The organism is Sinorhizobium fredii USDA 205 (assembly GCF_001461695.1).
GTDB lineage: Bacteria > Pseudomonadota > Alphaproteobacteria > Rhizobiales > Rhizobiaceae > Sinorhizobium > Sinorhizobium fredii.
The window spans coordinates 131,609-154,893 of sequence record NZ_AUTC01000002.1; the positions used below are offsets into that span (position 1 = coordinate 131,609).

At 62.4% G+C, this 23,285-nt stretch carries 18 protein-coding genes; 8 read left to right on the plus strand and 10 right to left on the minus strand.

Annotation, left to right across the window (positions count from 1 at the left end):
- Positions 1 to 185: 185 nt before the first annotated feature.
- From N181_RS01935 to N181_RS01965, 7 genes are all read left to right on the plus strand, one after another.
- Positions 186 to 995 carry a transketolase gene (locus N181_RS01935; RefSeq protein ID WP_037430311.1) on the plus strand — a complete coding sequence of 270 codons (810 nt, stop codon included), beginning with the start codon at positions 186 to 188 and terminating at the stop codon, positions 993 to 995.
- Positions 995 to 1,951: a transketolase family protein gene (locus N181_RS01940; protein ID WP_037430310.1), complete on the plus strand. Its 957-nt coding sequence runs from the start codon at positions 995 to 997 to the stop codon at positions 1,949 to 1,951. The genes N181_RS01935 and N181_RS01940 overlap by 1 nt, the downstream gene beginning before the upstream one ends.
- A gap of 69 nt (positions 1,952 to 2,020) precedes the next feature.
- A complete protein-coding gene (locus tag N181_RS01945; RefSeq protein ID WP_037430308.1) occupies positions 2,021 to 3,487 on the plus strand; it encodes an FGGY family carbohydrate kinase in 1,467 nt (488 codons plus the stop codon).
- Between the two features lie 21 nt (positions 3,488 to 3,508).
- Positions 3,509 to 4,495, plus strand: a complete 987-nt coding sequence (locus N181_RS01950) for a sugar-binding transcriptional regulator (protein WP_037430307.1) — start codon at positions 3,509 to 3,511, stop codon at positions 4,493 to 4,495.
- Between the two features lie 185 nt (positions 4,496 to 4,680).
- Positions 4,681 to 7,173 carry a heavy metal translocating P-type ATPase gene (locus N181_RS01955; RefSeq protein WP_037430306.1) on the plus strand — a complete coding sequence of 831 codons (2,493 nt, stop codon included), beginning with the start codon at positions 4,681 to 4,683 and terminating at the stop codon, positions 7,171 to 7,173.
- A gap of 89 nt (positions 7,174 to 7,262) precedes the next feature.
- Positions 7,263 to 7,748, plus strand: coding sequence for a Cu(I)-responsive transcriptional regulator (gene cueR / locus N181_RS01960; protein ID WP_037430305.1), 486 nt, complete (start codon positions 7,263 to 7,265; stop codon positions 7,746 to 7,748).
- A 76-nt stretch (positions 7,749 to 7,824) separates the two neighbouring features.
- Positions 7,825 to 8,298, plus strand: a complete 474-nt coding sequence (locus tag N181_RS01965; RefSeq protein WP_080579056.1) for a DUF411 domain-containing protein — start codon at positions 7,825 to 7,827, stop codon at positions 8,296 to 8,298.
- A 113-nt stretch (positions 8,299 to 8,411) separates the two neighbouring features.
- Here N181_RS01965 and N181_RS01970 read toward each other — a convergent pair whose 3' ends face one another.
- From N181_RS01970 to N181_RS01980, 3 genes are all read right to left on the minus strand, one after another.
- Positions 8,412 to 9,182: an FkbM family methyltransferase gene (locus N181_RS01970; protein WP_037430304.1), complete on the minus strand. Its 771-nt coding sequence runs from the start codon at positions 9,180 to 9,182 to the stop codon at positions 8,412 to 8,414.
- Between the two features lie 95 nt (positions 9,183 to 9,277).
- Positions 9,278 to 9,742: a cyclic nucleotide-binding domain-containing protein gene (locus N181_RS01975; RefSeq protein ID WP_014331941.1), complete on the minus strand. Its 465-nt coding sequence runs from the start codon at positions 9,740 to 9,742 to the stop codon at positions 9,278 to 9,280.
- Positions 9,743 to 9,835: 93 nt separating this feature from the next.
- Entirely contained in the window at positions 9,836 to 12,547 is a 2,712-nt protein-coding gene (locus N181_RS01980) for an ABC transporter transmembrane domain-containing protein (RefSeq protein ID WP_037430302.1), read from the minus strand.
- 248 nt (positions 12,548 to 12,795) lie between these two features.
- Between N181_RS01980 and N181_RS01985 the strand changes: the two genes are divergently transcribed.
- Positions 12,796 to 13,470, plus strand: a complete 675-nt coding sequence (locus N181_RS01985; RefSeq protein WP_037430300.1) for a class I SAM-dependent methyltransferase — start codon at positions 12,796 to 12,798, stop codon at positions 13,468 to 13,470.
- Here the strand turns inward: N181_RS01985 and N181_RS01990 are convergent.
- The 7 genes from N181_RS01990 to N181_RS02020 all read right to left on the minus strand — a co-directional run bounded on the left by N181_RS01990 (position 13,448) and on the right by N181_RS02020 (position 23,135).
- Entirely contained in the window at positions 13,448 to 14,629 is a 1,182-nt protein-coding gene (locus N181_RS01990; RefSeq protein ID WP_037430298.1) for a glycosyltransferase family protein, read from the minus strand. The two genes, N181_RS01985 and N181_RS01990, sit on opposite strands and share 23 nt — an antisense overlap.
- Positions 14,611 to 15,858: a glycosyltransferase family 4 protein gene (locus tag N181_RS01995; RefSeq protein ID WP_037430296.1), complete on the minus strand. Its 1,248-nt coding sequence runs from the start codon at positions 15,856 to 15,858 to the stop codon at positions 14,611 to 14,613. Before N181_RS01995 ends, N181_RS01990 begins: the two co-directional genes overlap by 19 nt.
- A 7-nt stretch (positions 15,859 to 15,865) precedes the next feature.
- Positions 15,866 to 17,080 carry a glycosyltransferase family protein gene (locus tag N181_RS02000; RefSeq protein WP_037430293.1) on the minus strand — a complete coding sequence of 405 codons (1,215 nt, stop codon included), beginning with the start codon at positions 17,078 to 17,080 and terminating at the stop codon, positions 15,866 to 15,868.
- Between the two features lie 92 nt (positions 17,081 to 17,172).
- Entirely contained in the window at positions 17,173 to 18,348 is a 1,176-nt protein-coding gene (locus N181_RS02005; protein ID WP_037430290.1) for an ABC transporter permease, read from the minus strand.
- Positions 18,345 to 19,343 (minus strand): ABC transporter permease, encoded by a 999-nt coding sequence (locus N181_RS02010; protein ID WP_037430286.1) that lies wholly within the window; start codon positions 19,341 to 19,343, stop codon positions 18,345 to 18,347. Before N181_RS02010 ends, N181_RS02005 begins: the two co-directional genes overlap by 4 nt.
- Before the next feature lies 1 nt (position 19,344).
- Entirely contained in the window at positions 19,345 to 21,246 is a 1,902-nt protein-coding gene (locus N181_RS02015; protein ID WP_037430284.1) for an ABC transporter substrate-binding protein, read from the minus strand.
- Positions 21,243 to 23,135 carry an ABC transporter ATP-binding protein gene (locus N181_RS02020; protein WP_037430281.1) on the minus strand — a complete coding sequence of 631 codons (1,893 nt, stop codon included), beginning with the start codon at positions 23,133 to 23,135 and terminating at the stop codon, positions 21,243 to 21,245. Before N181_RS02020 ends, N181_RS02015 begins: the two co-directional genes overlap by 4 nt.
- Between the last annotated feature and the right edge of the window lie 150 nt (positions 23,136 to 23,285).

Sequence of the window (23,285 nt, forward strand, 5' to 3'; positions counted from 1 at the left end):
CTGTTTTCGTGTCGCATATTTATTCATTAGTGTTGGAAAATTCATTATCAATGTTTAATTGGGCTGTCAACGATCTTTGCCGGTGCCGCGGCGCGGAGGTTGGGGCAGAATCTCAAATCTCGACTTGACTATCGTTTCAATTTTGCAAATATATTGTATATTGCATATTTATTCACGAGGACAAAATGCAGCCGAAGGAACTCGAACGGGTCGCGCGCCAGATCCGCCTGCGCGACTTGCAAGCAGTCTACGCGGCCGGCGCGGGTCACATCGGCGGAGAGATGTCTGTGATCGATATCCTCACGGCGCTATATTTCCGCGTGCTGCGCATCTGGCCGGACGAGCCCAAGCGTCCCGAAAGGGATCGCTTCGTGCTGTCCAAGGGCCACGCCGCCTGTGCGCTCTATGTCACGCTCGCCAAGCGCGGCTTCTTCGCTGAGGACGAGCTCTCCACCTTTCTGCAGCCCCACTCACGGCTCAACGGTCATCCGAACTGCAACAAGGTACCTGGCGTCGAGACCAATACCGGCCCGCTGGGGCATGGCCTTCCGGTGGCGGTGGGAATGGCCAAGGCGGCTAAATTGTCCGGGGCGGACTATCATACCTACGTGGTAACCGGGGACGGTGAAATGCAAGAGGGATCCAATTGGGAGGCCATCATGGCGGCGGCCCAGTTCGGCCTGAACAATCTCACATTGGTCATCGACCACAACCGCTTCCAGCAGGGCGCGGCTCTTTCCGACACGAACGATCTTGCGCCTCTCCGGCCGAAACTCGAAGCGTTCGGCTGGGAAGTGACCGAAATCGACGGCAATGACATGGAGCAGGTGGTGCCCGCTCTCGAGCACCGCGGTTCGCTCCCCCATTGCATTGTCGCCCATACCAACAAGGGCCAAGGCATTTCGTTCATGCAGGACCGCGTCGAGTGGCATCACAAGGTGCCGAACAAGCAACAGTATGAAATTGCTTTGGCCGAGCTTTCGGAGGCACTTTGATGAACGCGCCAGTGTCCACCTCCAATCTGCACGATTGCCGTGATGCCTTTGCGGCAACGCTGGAACGTTTGGCGGCTGAGGACGCCAAGGTCGTCGCCGTCTGCAACGACTCCGTCGGCTCGTCGAAACTGGGGGACTTCAAGGCGAAGTTTCCGGAGCGGCTCGTGAATGTCGGCATCGCGGAGCAGAACCTGGTCGGCATTGGCGCCGGACTTGCGAATGGCGGGCGATTGCCGTTCGTCTGCGGCGCCTCCTGCTTCCTGACCGGGCGGGCGCTGGAACAGATCAAGGCCGACATCTCCTATTCCAACGCCAATGTGAAGCTCGTCGGCATTTCCTCGGGAATGGCCTATGGCGAGCTTGGACCGACGCACCACTCGATCGAGGATTTTGCCTGGACGCGGGTGCTGCCGAACCTGCCGGTCATAGCGCCTTGCGACCGGATCGAGACCGCTGCCGCCGTCGAATGGGCGGCTAGCTACGCCGGCCCCTGCTTCCTGCGGCTTTCCCGCGTCGGGGTTCCCGATCTTCTTCCGGACGATCATAAGTTCGTGCTCGGTCGTGCCAATGTCTTGCGCCAGGGTTCGGATGTAACGCTGATCGCCAACGGAACGCTCACGCACCGACTGGCGAAGGCTGCGGAGATCCTCGCAAGCCGCGGAATCGAAGCCAGGGTGCTCAACATGGCAACTGTACGCCCGATCGATGAGGAGGCGATTGTCGCCGCGGCCAGGGAAACCGGTGCGATCGTCACGGCCGAGGAGCATTCGATCTTCGGCGGCCTTGGATCCGCAGTTGCCGAAGTCGTCGTCGACCATGCCCCTGTGCCGATGAAGCGCCTCGGTGTACCGGGTATTTATGCGCCGACCGGTTCGGCAGAGTTTCTGCTCGACGAGTTCGGCATGGCGCCGAGCGCGATCGCGGACCAGGCCGCAAGCTTGATCATGCGGAAGTAGGCATTCGCATACAAGAAGGAGGCCGGGCATCGCCGTTTTCCCGGTCCCCTTTTTCGGAGGAGGATACCGATGCGGGCCATTCTGGCAATCGACCAGGGCACGACCAACTCGAAGGCGATCCTGGTTTCGGAAGCCGGCGCGGTGATTTCTCGCGGCGCGTCTCCCGTCGGGATCTCTTACCCGCAGCCGGGATGGGTCGAGCAGGATCCGAAGCGGATCTGGCAATCCGTCTGCGAAGCCGTGAGGGCCTGTCTCGATGCAGGACCTGACGTCAGCATCGAAGCGCTTGCCGTCTCAAACCAGCGGGAATCCGTCACGGCCTGGGACGCCGAAACCGGTGAGCCGCTCGGGCCGGTGCTGAGCTGGCAATGCCGCCGTACCGCGCCGGACTGCACCCGGCTCATCGACGAGGGTCACCTCACCCGGGTCCAGTCGATTACGGGCCTTCCCCTCGACCCGATGTTCCCGGGCCCGAAGTTGCGGCGGCTTCTCGAGGGCGCACCGAAGGGAAGGCGGATGAGGCTCGGCACGATAGACAGCTGGCTCATCCATTGCCTCACGGGCGGCCGGGTTCATGCATGCGACGCCTCGAATGCCGCACGCAGCCAGCTCTTCGATCTTCGGGTGCAGACCTGGAGCGACGAGCTCTGCACGCTCTTCGGCGTGAGCAAGGCAGCGTTGCCGCAGGTGCTGGACAGTGCGGGCGACTTCGGTTCAACCCTGGACCTGCCCGGCGTCGCCGACGGCACCCCCATCCGCGCGGCGATCGGCGACAGCCATGCCGCGCTCTTCGCGCACCGCGCCTTCAATGCTGGAGACGGCAAGGTCACCTTTGGCACGGGCTCATCGGTGATGACGACGCTATCGGGTTTCATCACACCTGCCGGCGGAATCACCACGACGGTCGCCTGGCGCATTTCGGGAACGCCGACCTTCGCCTTCGAGGGCAACATTCTCGTTTCCGCAGCGAGCCTTCCATGGATGACCGAGATTCTCGGCCTCCCCGACGTCGGCGCGCTCATAGACCTTGCCGCAACGGCCGAACCTGGCGGGCCCGGATTCGTACCGGCATTCGTGGGACTTGGCGCCCCTCATTGGGACTCCGAGGCGCGCGCCCTGTTTTCCCGGATCGATTTCAGCACGACTCGCGCGCAGATGGCGCGCGCCGTCACCGATTCCGTTGCGCTTCAGGTTCGCGACGTCTTCACCGCGATGCAGCTCCAGTCTCGGACCGGCCTCGGCGCCCTTTACGTCGATGGCGGGCCGAGCCGGAACCGGTTTCTCATGCAGTGCGTCGCCGACCTCCTGGGCCACCCGATCGTCCAGTGTGAAGCCCCGGAAGCCTCCGCCCTCGGCGCGGCCTATCTCGCGGGGCTTTCGCTGGGAATCTGGCCCGATCTTGCGGCGATTTGCGATCTGCCCGGAAATAACGAACTCATCCGGCCGCAAGCGAGCGACACCAGCGGGCAACTTCAAACCTGGCACGACGCAGTTGCCCGCTCGACCTTTCGTCCCTCTCACGCTAAAGGTGAATAAAAATTCATCCTCGGAAGGCACATGGGACGGCTAAACGAACTTCGCCTGATGTCTCGCGTCGCTCAGATGTATTACATCGAGGGCAAGCGCCAGGCTGAAATCGCCGAGCATCTCCGTCTTTCGCAAGCGACGGTGTCGCGAATGCTCAAGCGCGCCGAAGCGGAGGGCATCGTCCGTACAACCATCATCCCGCCCGTGGGCACTTATGCCGAGCTTGAAAGCGCGCTCAGGGACCGTTTCAATCTTGCTGAAGCCGTCGTTGTCGACTGTTCCGAAGACCGCGACGGCGCGATCATGTCGCGCATCGGCGAGGCGGCCGCGCATCTCCTGGAAGTCACGCTTTCCCAAGGCGAAATCATCGGGGTTTCCAGTTGGAGCCAGACCATTTTTCGGATGGTCGAGAACATTCATCCTCAGAAGAGCGCACAGGCCAAGTACGTCGTCCAAACCCTCGGTGGCATGGGCGACCCTTCCGTACAGACGCATGCGACCCAGCTCACGACGCGGCTAGCGCGGCTTGCCGGGGCCGAGCCGAAGCTGCTGCCGGTGCAAGGCGTGACCTCTTCGCGCGAGGCGAAGCTGCTGATGCTCGCAGATCCGTTCGTCCGGGAAACAATGGAGCTCTTCGGCAGCATCACACTGGCAATCGTCGGTATCGGAGCGGTGGAACCCTCCGAGCTGCTCGCCCGCTCGGGGAACATATTTTCCGCCAGAGAGCTCGCCGATCTCGCCGACGCAGGTGCGGTCGGAGACATCTCGCTTCGCTTCTTCGACAAGGAGGGAAAGCCCGTCAAAACGCCGCTCGACGAGCGTGTGATCGGCATCAACCTCGAAGAGCTCGCAAGGGTCGATAGAGTAGTGGCGCTGGCCGGCGGCCAAAAGAAAACCGACGCTATCGCCGGCGCACTCCGTACGGGCGTCATCGATATGCTGATCACGGACAGGTTCACCGCTGAACGGCTGACCCCCTCGGAAAGCTCCACGGATGCTCGCGCGTTCGCAGACTAGATCCGAACGTTCCCGTCGCTGCATTGTGCGACGTCGGCGTCTCGGCTGGAGGCCATCACAGCCTACCCCTGCCGTCGCATGCCCCACCACCACCAACTTTTCTGAAGAAGCATGAAGGTTTGCCTTGACCTTCCCACCGTTGGAAGCCCCATGGTCAAGGAAGTTACATTGCAAGGAAAGTCACCATGGCATCCCCGAGTGCCGCCAGACATCTAGAAGAAACGCATAGCGTGAGCCTTTCCGTGGAGGGCATGAACTGCGCCTCCTGCGTGGCGCGCGTCGAGAAGGCGATCCGCGCCGTGCCGGGCGTGGTTTCAGCGTCCGTCAATCTGGCCACGGAGCGCGCCGACGTCCGCTTCGATACGACGGCGAAACCGGCTGAAATCATCAAGGCGATCGCGAATGTCGGCTACGGTGCGGTTGAAGACACGATCGAGCTCGGCATCGAGGAGATGACCTGCGCGTCCTGCGTCGGGCGGGTCGAGAAGGCGCTGAAGGCCGTTCCCGGCGTTATCGAGGCGAATGTCAATCTAGCCAGCGAGAAAGCCTCGATCCGGCTGGTCAAGGGGCTCGCGTCCGCCGACATGCTGTTGGACGCGGTTCGCAGCGCCGGCTATGAGGCACATCAGCTTGGCGACGAGCGGGATATCGATCGCGAGGAGGCAAAGCGCGAACAGGAGCTTGGTCGACTGCAGCGAGACTTCCTGATCGCCGCTTTCCTGACGCTTCCGGTCTTCGTCCTCGAAATGGGGTCGCACTTCGTGCCGGCGATCCATGATTTCGTCATGACCCGTATCGGCATGGCGGAGAGCCGGTACCTGCAGTTCGCTCTGGCGACGATCGTTCTCTTCGGCCCCGGCCTCCGCTTTTTCGCGAAGGGCGTGCCGGCGCTGCTGCGCACCGCACCCGACATGAACTCGCTGGTGGCGATCGGCACGGGGGCCGCCTGGGGCTATTCCGTCGTCGCGACCTTTGCTTCCGGGCTTCTTCCGGCGGGGACCGCCAATGTCTATTATGAAGCGGCAGCCGTCATCGTCGCACTGATCCTGCTCGGACGGCTGCTCGAGGCGCGCGCCAAGGGCCGCACATCGGGGGCGATCAAGCACCTGATGGGCCTTCAGCCGAAAACGGCACGCGTCCGGCGCGGGGGCGAGACGCTGGAGATCCCGATTGCCGAAGTGCGCGCCGGTGACATGGTGCTGGTACGGCCCGGCGAGAAGGTCGCCGTCGACGGCACGGTCGTCGAGGGCGGTTCCTATGTCGACGAATCGATGCTGAGCGGCGAGCCCGTGCCTATCGAAAAGACGAAGGGATCGGAGGTCGTCGGCGGCACGATCAACAAGACCGGCGCCTTTACCTTCCGCGCTACCAAGGTCGGAGCCGCTACGGTCCTTGCCCAGATCATAAAAATGGTCGAGCAGGCACAAGGCGCGAAACTGCCGATCCAGGCGCTCGTCGATCGCGTCACAGCCTGGTTCGTGCCGGCTGTCATGGGCGTCGCCGCGGTGACTTTTGTCGCCTGGTTCGTCTTCGGACCGGACCCGGCCCTGACCTTCGCACTCGTCAACAGCGTTGCGGTGCTGATCATCGCCTGCCCCTGTGCCATGGGCCTCGCCACGCCAACCTCGATCATGGTCGGCACCGGCCGCGCCGCCGAACTGGGCGTGCTGTTCCGCAAGGGCGAAGCCTTGCAGACCTTACGCAATGCAGAAATCGTTGCTGTCGACAAGACCGGCACGCTGACCAAGGGCCGGCCCGAACTCACCGACCTCTACACCGCCCCGGGCTTCGACCGCAATTCCGTCCTGGCTCTGGTTGCCGCCGCCGAGGCGCGCTCCGAGCACCCGATCGCCGAAGCCATCGTTTCGGCGGCCGGGGCCGCCGGCCTAGAAATAGCCTATGCCGACAAATTCGAAGCTATTCCGGGCTTCGGCGCCCGTGCCGAGGTCGCCGGAAGGTCCGTCCATGTAGGCGCCGACAGGCTGATGGCGCGCGTTGGGCTCGACGTCTCGGAATTTGGCTCGGAGGCGGCCCGGCTCGGCGACGAGGGCAAGAGCCCGCTGTACGCCGCGATCGACGACAAGCTCGCCGCGATAATCGCGGTTGCCGATCCGCTGAAGGAGACGACACCCCAAGCCGTGCGCGCCTTGCAGGATCTCGGCTTGAAGATCGCCATCGTCACCGGCGACAACCGCCGGACTGCAGAAGCAATCGCGCGCAAACTCGGCATTGACGAGGTTCTTGCCGAGGTGCTGCCGGATGGGAAGGTCGCTGCCGTGAGGCGCCTGCAAGCGGACGGCCGCAACGTCGCCTTCGTCGGGGACGGAATCAACGACGCGCCGGCGCTTGCCACAGCCGATGTCGGCATTGCGATCGGCACGGGAACCGACGTTGCGATCGAGAGTGCCGACGTGGTGCTGATGTCCGGCGACCTCGTTGGCGTGCCGAATGCAATCGCGCTTTCGCGGGCAACGATCCGCAATATCAGGGAAAACCTGTTCTGGGCCTTTTCCTATAACGTGGTGCTGATTCCGGTCGCCGCCGGAGCGCTCTATCCCGGCTACGGCGTGCTGCTCTCGCCGGTCTTTGCCGCCGCCGCGATGGCGCTTTCCAGCGTCTTCGTGGTCGGCAATGCGCTGCGCCTCAAACGATTTCGAGGTCTTGAGCGGCAGGCGTGAACGGGCAGCTGTGAGCAGGCATGCCCTTGGCGCCCGCTCAAGGGAAATCCTATATTTGGCGTGTCTGCCACCTGTTGAACGAGGATGACATGATTATCGGCGAACTCGCACGCGCCTCGGGCGTCTCGGCGAAGATGATCCGTTACTATGAGAAGATTGGTCTCATCCCGCCGGCCGACAGGAGCCAATCCGGCTATCGCAACTACGGCGACAACGACGTCCATACACTGTGCTTCATTCGGCGGGCCCGCGACCTTGGCTTCACCGTCGAGCAGATGACGGACCTCCTGGCACTTTGGCGCGATCGTTCGCGGGCCAGCAGCGAGGTCAAGAAGATCGCGCTCGATCAAGTCGCGATGCTCGAACGCAAGGCGGAAGAGTTGAAGGCGATGAGCCGGACCCTCAAGCATCTCGCTGCCCATTGCCACGGCGATGCGCGGCCGGATTGCCCGATCATAGATGACCTGGCGGATGCCGGAAGCGGGGCGGAGAAACCGCTCGAGCCCGTCCTATTCGGCCGCGGCGGCGTCGAACCGGTACGCGGGGTGCGGCGATCTGGTGCATCGACACGCTGACCGTCCCGGGTGCAGAAAGAGATGCGATCGTCAGCGGATCGCTGCTGAAGCAAATAGCAGCAGAAAGGGTGTGCCCATGAGCATCCGGCGCAGAGAATTCCTTGCCGGCACACTGGCAGCTCCATTCCTTATCTCACTCGGCCCCCCCTTCGCGCTGGCAAGTGCCGAGCGCATGGTGATCTACAAGGACCCGCTCTGCGGCTGCTGTGAAAGCTGGGCGGCAGCCATGAGGGCCGCGGGCTTCGCCCTCGAAATCCACAACGAGACCGACATGACGGCCATCAAACGCCGCTTTGCCATTCCGGCGGACATGGACGCGTGTCACACCGCCATGCTTGACGGCTACCTGATCGAAGGACATGTGCCGCTCGAGGCGATCAGACAACTGATGGCTGGGCGTCCGGACATTGTGGGCCTCGCGGTGCCCGGCATGCCTGCCGGTTCACTTGGCATGGGAGACGATCCCCAGGCCGCCTATGACGCATATGCGCTAAGCAAGACCGCCGGCGCGATGCCAACCGTTTTTTATAACGTTCGCCCGGCTGGGTAACACGTCACCTTGGCGCGTCCTTTTCGCCTCACTTTGCACTGCATGATTTTGTCCTTAAATCGGAATCGATTTAAGGACAAAATCATGCAGCACTTCAAAGTGCTACAGCGACCCTAGCGCGTCCGATTGGACGCGCGGCGCTGTAGGAACAGCAGGTCGAAGCCTCTGAGTTCGCGCCGGGCTATCGACTTGCGCACCGCCGTCCAGATCGCCGACCGATTTTCCAGGCGAAAGCCACGAAAGCTTCGGATCAACCGCGCGGTTGCTGCCATGGTCCGGATGAGCCGCAGCACGGCGGGGCCGGAAAGCGAGGCCGCCAAGATCTGCGGATGCACCGCCAGGAGCACGCCCGCCGTTCTCTTCCGGTCGATTGCCCGGAACTGGTCAAGCGCCTTGTATTCATAGCCTTCGATGTCGACCTTGAAGCAGAGGCGCTCGGTCTTCGCCATCGCCTGAAGCTTCGGGATCGTGACGGTTTCGGCGGAAATCGCCATGCCGGTGTCGTCGGCGATGAGGGCCGAGGTCTCGGAACTGCCGAAACCGCCGCCCACGGAGTGGAGCACCAGGCGCTCGTCCTGCGACAGCGCGGCGTTGACGAGCTCGACCTCACCGATATTGTCAGCCTTCATCTGCGTCAGGATGTCGAAGCACACCGGATCCGGTTCGACGACGATGACATTGTCGGCGCTCTGAGCCGCCCAATAGGGCGTAACCCCGATCCAGCCGCCGATGTCGATGAAGGTCGTCTTCGCGTCGACGAGGCGCGCGATGTTCTGAAAGGTGTCGGGCTCCCACTGGCCCGATTGCAGGCGGGCAAAAAAGCGTTTCTTTTCCGGCTTGTCGGGGAAGTAAACGGTCTTGTCGAAGTATCTTATGGCGCGCATGGCGCCTCTCTACTGCATGATTCCGGAAATCGGAACCGGAATAAATTCATACAGCCGCTCAAAGCGCGGCAGACTGTTGGGAACGTCCAGGAAACCTATGCCTCCGCCCGTTGCGCGCGGCTACGGGCTTCGGTGAGCTCGGAGGTGGTTTGGCTGAGGCGGTCGGCCAGGACACGCATGATCTCCACCGCCATCTCAGGGAAATCGGCCAAGAGCTTCAGGAAGTCGTCCTTGCGAATTCGCAGCGCCTCGAGCGGCGTGGTCGTCTGGATGGTGGCGGTGCGCGGCGTATTGCAGAGAATGGCGATCTCGCCGACGATCGAATTCTGCTCGACCTCGGCGACCTTCAACTGCCCGGTCGGCGTCGAGACCAGCACATCTGCCTTGCCGGAAAGGATAACGTAGGCGGCGTCGCCGATATCTCCTTGGTGGAACAGGTTTTCGCCGGCGCTATACATCACCCGGTCGGAGGTGAAAGCGAGTAGTTTGAGTTTCGCAGGCGGCAGGCCGGAAAAAAGTGTGATCCGGCGCAACATTTCCACTTCGTCTTTTAGGAGCATATCAGTCCGCTTCTCCGAATGTGTCGTGGGCGCTAACACGTCCCTTCCCGACCGACCGGGAAACTACGTCTGCCTCCCGATGCTAATACTACATCAAGATGCCAGTTCCTTATAGTCGCTGCCTTTCGACGGCGTTTCCACCGCTTCTTCATGTACCAACCGGCCGTTCTCGAAATGCACCACCCGGTCGAAGAGTTCCGAAAGGGCGGGATTGGAAAGGACCCATACGATCGCCGGATCGCGCTTCTCGTCATGCAGGAAGGCGAAGATGTTGCGGGTAATCTGGTCCTGTGTGCGTTGGTCGAGAGCCCGTAGCGGCTCATTGAAGATATAGAAATCGGAAAGCCGGATCAGGGCGCGCGCCAGATTGAGCCTCTGCCGTTGGCCGGCAGTCAGTCGCTTGCCGCCGGCACCGACGTCGAAGTCGAGGCCGAAGGCGAGCACCTTGTTGTAGAGACCGAGCGATTCGAAGAGATCGCGAACTATCGCCCGAATTTTGTCCGAGCCGTCCGTGTGCTTGTGGCCGATACGACCGAAGAGCACGTTGTCGAGAATGCTGGCCGAGGCCATGTAGCGGTTCGGCTGATAATGCTCGATGACGCCGACGAGATCGGCGGGCAGGCCGTCGCTGAATTCGCGCCGCGCCTCGACGATCTTCTGCATCAGATCCTCGGTCAGAAGACCGAATCGATGCCGCGGCTCGATATAGCCGAAGCACAGCCGGATGATCCGAATCGCATCTTCCTCCGAGACTTCGTCGAGCGGCCGACCCCTGAGCTTCTGGAGAAGCGCCTCGTAGGCCGGGATTTCCTCGCTGGTCATGAAGGTAAGCTGCTGGAAGAACGGGTGATCGGGTGGCAGGTCGCGGAACAGTTCGACGACGTTCTCGGCGATTTCGAGTCCCATTTCGTAGAAGGTCTCGTGAAGGCCGGCCCTCTTCAGGACGGTCTTGAAGAACGGGTGGCCTTCCAACGCCGTTTCCCACCTCGTCCTGTCGGTGACCGTGCCGAACAGCAGGTTTTCGCCGACCGTTGCTTCGATATTGTAGGAGCCCGGCTCGAAGAAGACGACAAGATCGCTGAGCTTCTCTGCCTCGAGACGGCGGCGGAGCGCGCCGCGCATCTCGACGATTTCGTTCGCGAATGCCTCGTGTTCGACGGAATTGATGGTCGAGCGGACGGCGAGCGCCGAAATGTCATTGGTCAGGAGCACGACGTCGAGGACGGCCCTGATCTTTCCGAAGAGATCTTTCGGGCCTGTGGCCCCGGCAGCTCCGTAGTCGATCCAATCGCTATTGAGATCGAGTGAGGGATTTCCGGCGAGCTTCGCTTCGAGCAGCTCCCACCGGCGATGAGTCGCCTTGTCGCCCTCGTAAACCACCTCGGTCAGCGGGGCGTGCTTGAGGCCGTAGAGGAGGTTGTCGCCGAGGCTGCCCTGGAAAGTGTAGACCTCGGAGGAGGCATAGGAAATCCGCCGCCCGATGACCGCTTCCGGCAGCTCGTGAATATCCTCGTCGCCGACGACGATCCGGCCGCTTGCCGGCCAGGCCAGGCGGCCAAGGGCTTCGGCCAGCGCCTCGCCGCCGCCTCCCGTGCCGCCTGTGATGGCGACCGTCTCGCCGGGGCGCAGCCGGAAAGATACATGTTCGATCACCTTGGCGCCGCCGTCGTCGGCAATCGTGAGATTGACGGCAGCAAGTGCGCCCGCGAGCGCCGCAGGCGGAGCAACGGAGACCTCCTGAACCTTCGGGTCGATCAGCGGCTCGACACTGAACTGTTCCACGACCTGGGTATACTTGACCTGGACGTCCTGACGCGCCTGGTCCCAATCGATCAGTTCCTTCAGCGGACCCGGCAGATCCTTGTAAGCGCCGATCACCGCGACAAGCTGGCCGATGTCGAGGCGCCCTTGCAGGGCAAAGTAGCCGCCGATCGAATAGAACAGGAAGGGCGTCACCTGGGCGAGGAAGTTGTTCAGGAATTTTACCAGGAACTTCCATTGATAGATGTCGTAGCGGATCTTGAAGATCCGGCCGAGGCGCGCCGCGATGTCCGCTCTCTCGTAGTTGGACGTGTCATGGCCGCGGATCGTGCCGATACCGTCCACGATTTCGCTGACCCGCCCCGAGAGCTCGCGCGCCGTCAGTTGCCGTTCGCGCCCGAGCACCAGCAGCCGCCGACGCATGCGGGGGATGATCACCGCCTGAACCGCGACGATGACAAAGGCGATGATGCCGAGCCAGAAGCTCTGGATCAGGATGAAGATCAGCGCCGTCAGCGCCTGGCCGCCGAGAAGCGCCGGCTGCACGAAGGCATCGCCGGTGAAGCCGCCCATGGGCTCGACCTCATCCTTGATCATCGTCGAGATTTCGGCCGGCTTCACACGCTTCAAGTGATGCGGCGGGAAGCGCAGGACGCGATCGACAAGCTCGAAACGGATGCGCCTGAGGAGCCGCTCTCCAAGCCGGCCCTTGTAGGTGTTGATGTAGAACTTGAAGAGACCGTTGATGATCACCAGCAGGAGAAAGACGAGGCTGAGTGCGAGCAGTGTCCCCTGCCGCCCGAGTTCTATTCCGGAAAAGAGATTGACCTCGCCAAAGAATGGCAGGCTGAGGGAGATCGGCATGAAGAGCTGGGTTGACCCGGGCGTCTCGAATCCCTGCCCCTGGATCGGCCCATTGACGATCTGCTTCGGCAGATCGAAGGACATGAAATAGGGGATCATCGACAGCGCGACGATCAGGAGGATCCAGAGCTGCGACTTTCGGGTATGGGTCCAGATGTAGCGGGAAAGACGTGGTTCCATGGGCGGGTAATGAGACCTAATCTAAAATTCGGGATCGCAGGCCCGCTCCGGAAGCGGACGCTGGCCGCAAATGGTTCCTCTCCACCAGATCTTCAATGGCGTGCGCCTTTTCCGCGAATTCGTGACTGCCTGCCATGAGAGCAGAGGCGTACTCGATGTCAAGCGCTTGACCGGCCAAGCAAACTCCTTCCAGTCGCGGCTTTCTTGCGCGCCTTGCGCTTGCCGGGCCCTGAGCTTACAACAGCCGCATGACGCATGCCAGCCACTCCCCGCACAGTTCCAACGATTGGCACGAAAACGGTTACGACCTCGCGCGAGGGTTGGCCGCCTATACGGGAAGCTCACTCGTCGGAGGCATAGCCAGGGTTATTGCGAAACACCCGCAAGCGAACATCGCCAATGCCTTCAATCACAAGCAGGTTCAGTGCAAGCTCTGGGCCCGCGACGAGCTCTTGAAGAATGCCGGCTCCGCCTATGGCAGAATCGTTGTTCTCGGCGGCTGGTACGGTGTTCTGCCGGCCATGCTTCTCGAAGATTCCCGCTTCGACATCGAGGCGATCGACAGCTTCGACATCGACCCGGCGGTCGAACTGGTGGCGCGCACGCTGAATTCCGGTTTCGGCGACCGATTTCGCGCCATCACCGCGGACATGTATGCGATCGACTATCGCAGCCTGGAGGCTGACCTCGTGGTCAATACGAGTTGCGAGCATATCGCCGACCTCGGCGCATGGCTCCGCCTCGTCCCCTCCGGCACCCGCGTGCTGCTGCAGTCGAACGACTATTTCAGCGAGCCGAGCCACATAAACTGCGTTTCCTCGCTCGATGAATTCCGAGCCAAGGCCGGCCTTGCCCGCGTCGATTTCGCCGGCGCGCTGCCGATGAGGAAATACACGCGCTTCATGCTGATCGGCTCGATCTGACGCCTTCCATCCGCTTCAGATGCTCCTCGAGGATCGTCGCCGTGCTGTCGGCTCCGTCGAGGTCGAGCGGCGGGATTTCGGGCTTCGAACGAGCGAGCAACGTTCCTACCTGCCGGGCGAGATCCTGCGGGGTGATCCCCTCCTCGGGCAGAACGGCGGCGAGGCCAAGCCTCTCCAACCGCATTGCGCGCGTACTCTGTTCCGTTTCGCCGCCGGTGGTGAAGGGAATGAGCAGGGAGTTGCATCCGGCGCGCAGTATATCGCAGACGGTGTTGTAACCGGCCTGTGAGACGGAAAGGCGCGCGCCGGCAAGGAGGCTCGCAAAATCCCGCCGGAAACGGAACAGGCCGACGCCGTCCGGTGCTGCGGCGGCGAGTTCGTCGAAATCCGGCCGTGGCAGGTTCGGGCCGGTCACCAGACACCAGCGCAGGTCTTGCGGCAAAATCCTGGCGGCCCCGAGCGCGGCGCCGATGAGTTCCTTGCCGACGGCGCCGCCACCCGCGGAAACAAGCACATCGAACGTCTCGGCGGGGTCGTCCGGCGGTGGTGGAGCGACAAGGCCGGTATAGGCCACCCGGTCGGCGATCTCACTTGCAAGCGGAAAGGTCTCCTCGAGTCGAGCGAAGGCCGGGTCGCCGTGGACGAGCACGAGGTCGAAGTGCTTTTTCACCAGTTCGACCGTCTCCTCGGCCCGCCCCGGCTTTACCCGCTCCTGCAGGATGTCGCGCAGCGACGTCGCTACCAGCGGTCGGCGTTCTATTGCTTCGATCGCGTCAAGCAAGGGCAGAAGCTCGAAGCGCATCTGCCGGCGGCCGAATGGAAAAGCCTCGATAATGACGACGTCCGGCTCCGAGAAGCGAAGCGCTTCGAGTAGCATACCCTTGCGATGCTCCTGAAAGGCCGCGGTGACCGGGTTGCCCTCGGCGTCGGCGAGGCCGGAGAAACCCTTGTCGCCGGCCGTCACCGGCGGCAGCACGATCGTTCTCACGCCCTCTTGCGGGAAGCCAGGGACGGGCAGGCCGCCGGTCACCATCGTCACGTCGAAGCCGCGCGCCAGCAGGGCCTTTGCAATGCGGCTCGCCCTTGCCAGATGCCCGATGCCGAGCAGGTGCTGCACATAGAAAAAAACGCGACGCTTGCTCAAGGAGACTTTCTCCATTCGCTTTCGAAAAGGCCGCTCAACTGGCTGACGCTCGAGTGATGATCGAACTCGGCCCGCACGCGCCGTTCGGCCGCAGCCCCAAGCCTCCTGCGCAAGGCCGGATCGCGGATGAGCCGCTCGAGCGACGCAGCGAGAACGCGTGGATCCTCAGGCGGCACCACAAGGCCGTTCTCGTCATTGTTCAGCAGTTCCGGAATGCCGGATACTCGCGTCGAAACACAGGCAAGCCGTTGGCTCGACGCCTCGACCAGCACGTTCGGCAAGCCGTCGCGATCGCCGTCGACCGCGATCCGGCAGGCGAGCGCAAAAATGTCGCTTGCACGGTAGCGTGCGAGCACGTCCTTCTGGTCGAGCGCGCCGTGCCAGGTGACGCGAGGAGCAAGGCCGAGATGCTCGGCGAGCGTCCGGAGCTCCCTCGTCAGATCGCCGGCGCCGATATGCTCGAAGCGCCAGTGGAGATCGGCGGGCAGCAGCGACAGCGCCTTGAGCAGGACGTCGTAGCCCTTCTTGGCAACGGCGCGGCCGACGCTCAAGATGCGCACCGGATCGCTGGCATCCGATCCGTCGCGATTGGAGTGATCGCCTTCGAAGCTCGGGAAACGATGCAGATCGAGGCCGTGATAGCTCAAATGCACGCGGGACTTCTCGTCCGTCAGGCTTTTGAGATGCTCGAAGCCGCTGCGCGTGCAGGTAACCGTCCAGCGCGCCCGTCCCAGCTTCTCCGACAACTCCCAATCCGATGAAGTCCAGATATCCTTGGCATGCGCCGAGCAGGTCCAGGGAACGCCGGCCATGATGCTCGCATAGGCCGTCACGGAGGCGGGAGTATGGATGAAGTGCGCATGCAGCCAGCGCGCCTCTGCCGGCCACTCGGCGAAAAGCACCAGCGCCTGGCCGAAGCGGCGGAAGCGATTGCGCGTCCAGTCGCGTCCGAGATCGCGAATGAAGGGCACCAGGGCCCGCCAGAACCCGGCCTTGGGCAGCGATTTCATCAGCGAGCGAAACACCCGCCAGGGCTCGTCATGCAGATACTCCGGCAGATAGAATACCTTGGCCCGGATCTCGTCATGGACGGGATGACGCTTCGCGTCGGTTGGGCGCCGCAGGGCGACGAGCACTAGGTCGTGCCCTGCCCTTTCGAGGCCCAACAGTTCCTGGGCAATGAAGGTCTCGGAAAGGCGTGGGTAGCCCTTCAGCACAACGGCGATCTTTCGAGTTTGCGACACGGGTATTTCAGCTTGTCCGCTTGACGATGCTCAGATGTTCCTTCGATCGGTGATCGAGCCATTCCCCGACAATCCCGGAGATATGGACGAGGCCTTCGAGCCTCAGGCCATTCCTGTTAGACGAGGGCGCCGCCCGCTGCGGCAGGGCCTTGAGTGCCGCTGCGAAGCGCAGCGGGTCTTCCGCCTCGTGCGGCAGCAACATATCGACAAGGCCGAGTTCGGACGCACGCCGCGCCCGAATCAATTGTTCCTCACGCGGCTGCAGCCGCGGCACGATGAGCGCCGGTTTGTCGAAGGACAGGATCTCGCAATAGGTGTTGTAACCGCCCATCGATACGACTCCCCGGGCGCCCGCAACAAGTTCCTCCATGCGATTGTCGAACTCGATGATCTTGATGAACGGAATACGTCCGCCCTTGCGGATCAACTTGTTGCGCTGCTTGGCGGGCATATAGGGACCGAGGACGACAAGCGCATTGTGCGTCAGGCCCGGATCCTGCTGGTAGGCGTGAATGACGTTGTGGATGAGCTCGGCGCCATCGCCGCCGCCCCCGGTCGTCACCAGAATATACTCGCCCTCCGGCCTGTGATCGGGCAATCCGTCATGCGGAACGCTTCTTTGCAGGAAGCCTACGAAATTCATGCGGTCGCGCACCGCCGCCGGCACGTCGAGCCCGACCAGCGGGTCGTAGAAATCCGGCGGGCCGTAGACCCAGATCGCGTCGTAGAATTGCTCGATCTTGCGCATGGTGTCGCGGCGCTTCCACTCTTCCTCGAGCAGGTGCGGGGCATCCATGACTTCTCGAAGCCCGAGAACCAACCTCGTCCCGTGGGTCTTCAGATAGGTCAGCGTATCCTCGACCTCGCCGCGCAGTCCCATCGGCTCCTTGTCGACGATGAAGATGTCCGGCTGGAAGCTCTCGGCGGTCGAGCGAATGATCGACTGACGCATCTTCAGCGTCTCGTGCAGATCGATGTGGCGGTCGAGCGACGTGTATTCGCCATTCCTGAGCTTGATGACGCTCGGGATCTTCACGAAATCGACGCGGGCCCGATAGTCGAAGGCGCCGGCGATGGTAGCGCCGGACACGATCAGCACCTGCAGCCCGCTATAGTCCTCGACGAGCGCATGCGCGATCGCCCGACAGCGCCTGAGATGACCGAGGCCGAAGGTGTCGTGGCTGTACATGAGAATCCGGGCATCTTCGAAGCGCCGTATCATGCGAAGAACCTTTCTCTCATAGGTGAAAACACCAAGTCCGCTGCAGCGCCTACTTGGATCGACCGGCGATACCGGGGTTAGCGATACCGGGGCTATTTGTAGGGATCTGCGGCGTCGCGCAACCCGTCTCCCAGGAAGTTGAACGCCAATATCACAAGAATGACCGGTATAGTCGGAAACAACAGCCAAGGATAGAAGGCAATCACGCTCACACTCTTTGCCTCCGTCAGCAGAATACCCCAGCTCGTGATCGGCGGGCGCAGCCCGAGGCCGAGGAAGCTGAGCGCCGTCTCGCCGAGAATCATGCCGGGAATGGAGATCGTTGCCGTGGCGATGAGATGCGACATGAAGCCCGGCACGAGATGCCGACCGATGATGCGGCTGCTCTTCGCGCCCATCAACTGAGCGGCGAGCACGTAGTCCTCTTCCCGCAGCGCAAGCAGCTTGGAGCGGACGGCACGCGCCAGGCCAGTCCAATCGAGAAGGCCGAGAATGACGGTTATGCCGAGATAGATGAGGATCGGGCTCCATGTCGCCGGCATGATCGCCGCCAGGGAAAGCCAGAGCGGAATGCTCGGTATCGACTGAAGAACTTCGATCAAACGCTGCACGACAAGGTCGAACACCCCGCCGTGATAGCCGGCTAGGCCACCGATGACGATCCCCAGCACGAAGCTGACGGTAATGCCGAGCAGCCCGATCGTCAGGGAGATCCGCGCGCCATAGATGATGCGCGACAGGACGTCGCGTCCCAGCCTGTCGCTGCCGAGCAGGAACATCTGGCCGTTTTCCGCCGGGCAGACCAGATGCACGTTGCTCTCGAACAGGCCCCAGAAGCGGTAGCTGTCGCCCCGACAGAAGAAGCGGATCGGCTGGATGTCCGCTGGATTGTCCGTGTAGTTCCGCTTCAGCGTATCCATGTCGAGTTGCATCGTCCGCCCGTAGACGAAGGGACCGACGAAGGAGCCATCATGGAAGAAATGCACGCGTTGCGGCGGCGCGTAGATGAAATCCATGTTGCGGGTGTGCAGATTGTAGGGCGCCAGAAACTCGCAGATCACAATCATCCCGTAGAGCGCCGCCAGGAAGATGCCGGACGCCAGCGCGACCTTGTGCCGCTTGAACTTCCACCACATCAACCGCAGCTGCGACGCCTGATTGACGCGCACCTGCTCCTCCGTCATCACCTCGACGGAATAGGGATCGAACGGCGCCGTCGACACGTAATGCGCTAGCGGCTCGCCGGGGGCAGGAATCGGTGACGTCACTTGGTGCTCCTGCCTTGCAGGCGAATTCTGGGATCGAGGACGGCGAGCGCCAAATCGGAAATCAGCACGCCGATGACCGTGAGGAACGCCAGGAACATCAGGAACGATCCGGCGAGATACATGTCCTGGCTCTGCAGCGCCTTGATCAGCATCGGCCCGGTGGTCTCGAGCGAAAGCACGATCGCCGTGATTTCCGCCCCGGAAATGATAGCCGGCAGGATCGAGCCGATGTCCGAGATGAAGAAGTTGAGCGCCATGCGCAGCGGATATTTGACGAGCGTTCGCGTCGGCGAAAGGCCCTTGGCCCGGGCGGTCACGACATATTGCTTCTGCAGTTCGTCGAGCAGGTTGGCTCTCAGCCGCCGGATCATTCCGGCGGTGCCCGCGGCGCCGACGATGATCACCGGGATCCAGATGTGTTCGAGGATGGACTTCGCCTTCGCCCAGCTCATTGGTTCGGACAGGTATTTCTGATCCATCAGATGGCCGATCGACGTGCCGAACCAGATATTGGCGAAATACATGAGGATCAGCGCCAGCATGAAGTTCGGGATGGCGATGCCGATGAGGCCGATCAGCGAAAGGCCGTAATCGCCCCAGCTGTACTGGTTGGTCGCCGCATAGATACCGATTGGGAAGGCGATGATCCAGGTGAAGATGATCGTGAAGAACGAGACCAGGATCGTCAGCCACAACCGGTCTCCGACAACCTCGCCCACCGGCAACTCATATTCGAAGGAATAGCCGAAGTCGCCCTGCAGCATGCCTCCGACCCAATAAATGTAGCGCAGCAGCGGCGGCTGATCGAAGCCGTATTGCTGCCTGAGCGACTCGATCTGTTCCATGTCGACGCCTTCGCCCTGCGCCCTGAGCTCGGCGATGTAGCTTTCGAAATAGTCGCCGGGCGGCAGCTCGATGATGGTGAAGACGAGCGCGGAGATGATGAGCAGGGTCGGCACCATCACTGCGATACGCCAGAGAATGTACCGCAGCATCTCAGCTATCCTGTTCCAGCCAGAACGTATCCGGCTTGTAGGCACCGAAGTAACTCGTCGGGTCGAAGCCCCAAAGCGCCTCTTCCGGCATGTTGCGCAGCCTCGTCGTGACGAGGATCGGCTGAAGCGAACCGTTGACGAGGCCGATCGAGAAGACCTGGTCCGTGTAGATGGACAGCATCTGCCGCCATATGTCCGCCCGCTCCGCATCATCGGCGGAGTGCCGCCAGCGCTTGAGCAGGGCGAGAAGCTCGACGACCGGCTCCAGGTCGGGTGCCTCGCCCATTTCGCCGTGCGAGATGTAGTTCAGGCCCCAGACCGGCCATTGCAGCTTGTCATCGGCTGTCGGCGCGAGTTCGCCCGGATTCATGTCCGCCGTCGGCACGCCGTTGTCGATGCCGAACCACATGGACATGGTGATCTCGCCGCCGACGGCCCGGCTGCGGAAGGTGTCGCGCTGCGAGGTCCGAATGAAGAGCGAGATACCGACCTTCTGCCAATAGTCGGTGATGAGTTGCAGCACATCCGTGTCGAGCGTGCTTTCGCCGGGCGTTTCCACGACGATCTGGGCCCTGCGGCCATCGGGCAGGATGCGGATGCCGTCGCTGTCGCGCTTTGCAAGGCCGGCCTGGTCGAGCAGGGCATTGGCCTGGTCCGGGTCATGGGCGATCCAGGCGTTCGCGAACTCGGGTCGGAACAGTGGACTATCCGGCAGGACCGTGTCGGCGCTCTCTTTCGTCAGCCCATAGAAGACCGCCTTGTTGATCTCCCGCCTGTCGATCGCCAGCGACAGGGCGCGGCGGACCCGCACGTCTCTCAAGAGCGGCCGCCACACCGGGTCGGCGCAGTTGAGATTGGGAAGCAGCGCCAGGCGCGAGCCGGAGGTCTTCTTCCACAGCTTGACCTTCACGAGATAGCGCTTTTCCGCATCCTTCAGGTAGGTATAGTCGATGAAGTCGATGCCCGCCGCCTGCAAGTCGCTCTCGCCGGTCCCCGCCTTTGCCGGAATGAGCGCCGACGAACTGACGCTGAGCACGAACTTGTCGATGTAGGGTAGCTGCAGGCCGTTCTCGTCAACCCGGTGGAAGAACGGATTGCGCTCGAAGATGAACTGTTCGGCCGGCAGCGGCGTGGTGTTGCGCCACGGGTCGAGGGTGGGCAGATCCGGGTTCTCCGGCCGATAGGAGCGCGCCATGCGCTGGTGAAGCTGGTGCCATTTCTTGACCCTCTCCTCCTTCATCAGCACCTTCAGCTTGTCCTCTTCCTGGTATTTCTTGTGGAACTGCTTGAGATAGGCGGAGGGCATGGCGAGAACCAGCGGCTGCGGCGCCGCTAGTTTCTGCAGGAAGTCCGGATTGGGCACCGCCCAGGAATAGCGCAGCGTGCGTTCGTCGAGGACCTCGAACTTCGCCGCCTCGCCGTCCATGACCATCGCCGTGGGCAGACCGGCTGGTGACAGGTCCTCGTTGAGCAGCACGTCCTCGAAGCAGTAGCGGAAGTCCTCGGCCGTCAGCGGCGTGCCGTCCGACCACCTGTGCCCCTCGCGCAGATGGAAGGTGAAAATCCGGTCCTCGACCGTCTCATAGCGCTCCAGCACGTCCGGGTGGAGTTTGAGCGTCTCGTCATAGCCGACCAGCCGGGCATAGCCGTAGATCGTCATCAGACGAATGTCCTTGGCGCTGCCGATCAGGCTGCGGATTGTCCCGCCATGCTGGCCAGGTTGTCGACCCATCGCCGCGATATCGATCACCCGCGGCGTTTTCGGCAGGCGTTCGTTCACCGGCGGAAGCTTGCCTTCGGCGACAAGCGGCGCCAGCGCGTCGGCCCCGCCCGCGGCGGCGAGCAAAACCTTCGGCAGAGCGGTGGAAGCGAGGATGGCGAGTGCTGTTCTTCGGGTAATCACAAGCGTAACTCCCTTGCATCTGCCGATTTCCGGGCGAGCACATAGTGACCGCCGCCGAGATCGGCCGGAAAGAGAGCGTTCTCCTCGCCGCCGTCCGAGAATTGCGCTCCCCACTGACGCTGGTCCGAGCCCCCGCTCGCCTGAAGCGAGTCGAAGTCGAGTTTCCGATCCAGATCGGGATAGGGTACGGCTGCCAGCAGCGATTTGGTATATGGATGAACCGGATTGCGCATCAGCACCTCGCGCGGTGCGAGTTCGACGATCCGCCCCGCACACATCACGGCGATGCGGTCGGCCATATAATCGACCACCGCGAGGTTGTGCGAGATGAACAGCATCGTCAGGCCGAGTTCCTTCTGCAGATCCTTGAGAAGGTTGAGGATCTGGGCCTGGACGGAAACGTCGAGAGCCGAAACCGGCTCGTCGCAGATCAGGAGCTGGGGAACGAGCGCGAGCGCCCGGGCGATGCCGATGCGCTGCCTCTGACCACCGGAGAAACTGTGCGGATAGCGATTGATGAACCGCTGGTCGAGGCCGACCGCCTGCAACAGGGAGCGGACGGTCTCGACCCGCGATTTCGGGTTGCCCCGCCCGTGGATCTCGAGCGGCTCGCTGAGGATGTTCTTGACCGTCATTCGCGGCGAAAGCGACGAGACCGGATCCTGGAAAACCATCTGGATCTTGGCGCGCAGTGCCTTGAGTTCTGCGCCATCGAGCTTCAGGACGTCGACGGCGCCCTCCCCGTCGTCGAAGGTGACCGAACCCTGGTCGGGCGTCACCGCGCGCATCAGGATCTTGCTGACGGTCGTCTTGCCGCAGCCGCTTTCACCGACAAGCCCCAGGCATTCGCCGCGACGGATGTCGAAGCTGACATCATCGACGGCGCGGTGACGCGACGTGCTGCCGCTGCCAAACCAGCCGGACGAACGCGTCGAATACGTCTTGCACAAATTGCGAACCGAGACGAGCACGTCCGGTCCGGTGGCTTTCGTGGCTCCCTGGCGTCCAAGAAGCGTCCCGGCCTTGACCGGCACTTCGCGAAGCGCCTTCAGCCTTTCGCCCGGCTTCATATCGAAATGCGGCACGGCCGCCATCAGCCCCTTGAGATAGGGATGCTGCGGGTTGCGGAAGATCGCGTCGACCGGCCCCGCCTCAACGATATCGCCGTGATAGATGACGACGACTTCGTCGGCCATGTTGGCGACGACCCCAAGGTCATGCGTGATCAGCAGCATGGCCATGTTGAGCTTGGACTGGAGCTCGCGCAGCAACTGCAGAATTTGCGCCTGAACCGTCACGTCGAGCGCCGTCGTCGGCTCGTCGGCGATCAGCAGTGCCGGACGGCAGATCAGCGCCATGGCGATCATCGCCCTTTGCCGCATTCCGCCGGAAAGCTCGAAGGGGTACATGTCATAGGCCCGCTTCGGATTGGCGAAACCGACATCGCCCAGAAGCTCCTCGGTGCGCGCCCGCCGCTCCGCCTTGTCTGCGTCCGTATGGATCTGCAGCACTTCGGAAATCTGGTTGCCGATCCTGTGGAGTGGCGAGAGCGAGGTCATCGGCTCCTGGAAGATCTTGCTGATGCGCGCGCCGCGGATCTCCTGGATCTCGCTTCCATCGGTTTCAAGCGAGAGCAGATCGACCGGCTTTGCCCCGGCTGCCGTATCGTTGAACAGGACCCGGCCACTTACCTTGGCGACGCTCGGCAGGATACCCATGACCGCCTGGCTGATCGCCGATTTGCCCGAACCGGACTCGCCGACGAGCGCTGTCACCTTGCCCGGCGAAATCCTGAAATTCGCTCCCCGGACGGCCTCCACTTCGCCGCCAAGCACGGAGAATGTGATCCGCAGACCCTCAACCCTTAGCAGGTCCGCTGCTGAAGTCATTGCAACACACCACCCTCATTACCCCTCCTGCACGATACCTTGCCGTCCGGCACGGTATTATGCAGCAATTTCAAGTGTCACAGCGACCCTGAGCCCCGCGGCGCTGTAGCGTACGCCACTGGCGAAACAGTAGCTTAGCTTCCGCAGGCT

What these genes read in the sequence shown, in the direction of transcription:
- cueR (WP_037430305.1), top strand. Translation starts at nt 7,263, where the DNA reads ATGATTATCGGCGAACTCGCACGCGCCTCGGGCGTCTCGGCGAAGATG.
- N181_RS01945 (WP_037430308.1), top strand. Translation starts at nt 2,021, where the DNA reads ATGCGGGCCATTCTGGCAATCGACCAGGGCACGACCAACTCGAAGGCG.
- N181_RS02000 (WP_037430293.1), bottom strand. Translation starts at nt 17,080, where the DNA reads ATGATACGGCGCTTCGAAGATGCCCGGATTCTCATGTACAGCCACGAC.
- N181_RS01985 (WP_037430300.1), top strand. Translation starts at nt 12,796, where the DNA reads ATGACGCATGCCAGCCACTCCCCGCACAGTTCCAACGATTGGCACGAA.
- N181_RS02020 (WP_037430281.1), bottom strand. Translation starts at nt 23,135, where the DNA reads ATGACTTCAGCAGCGGACCTGCTAAGGGTTGAGGGTCTGCGGATCACA.
- N181_RS01990 (WP_037430298.1), bottom strand. Translation starts at nt 14,629, where the DNA reads ATGGAGAAAGTCTCCTTGAGCAAGCGTCGCGTTTTTTTCTATGTGCAG.
- N181_RS01980 (WP_037430302.1), bottom strand. Translation starts at nt 12,547, where the DNA reads ATGGAACCACGTCTTTCCCGCTACATCTGGACCCATACCCGAAAGTCG.
- N181_RS01955 (WP_037430306.1), top strand. Translation starts at nt 4,681, where the DNA reads ATGGCATCCCCGAGTGCCGCCAGACATCTAGAAGAAACGCATAGCGTG.
- N181_RS02010 (WP_037430286.1), bottom strand. Translation starts at nt 19,343, where the DNA reads ATGCTGCGGTACATTCTCTGGCGTATCGCAGTGATGGTGCCGACCCTG.
- N181_RS01970 (WP_037430304.1), bottom strand. Translation starts at nt 9,182, where the DNA reads ATGCGCGCCATAAGATACTTCGACAAGACCGTTTACTTCCCCGACAAG.
- N181_RS01965 (WP_080579056.1), top strand. Translation starts at nt 7,825, where the DNA reads ATGAGCATCCGGCGCAGAGAATTCCTTGCCGGCACACTGGCAGCTCCA.
- N181_RS01935 (WP_037430311.1), top strand. Translation starts at nt 186, where the DNA reads ATGCAGCCGAAGGAACTCGAACGGGTCGCGCGCCAGATCCGCCTGCGC.
- N181_RS01975 (WP_014331941.1), bottom strand. Translation starts at nt 9,742, where the DNA reads ATGCTCCTAAAAGACGAAGTGGAAATGTTGCGCCGGATCACACTTTTT.
- N181_RS01950 (WP_037430307.1), top strand. Translation starts at nt 3,509, where the DNA reads ATGGGACGGCTAAACGAACTTCGCCTGATGTCTCGCGTCGCTCAGATG.
- N181_RS01940 (WP_037430310.1), top strand. Translation starts at nt 995, where the DNA reads ATGAACGCGCCAGTGTCCACCTCCAATCTGCACGATTGCCGTGATGCC.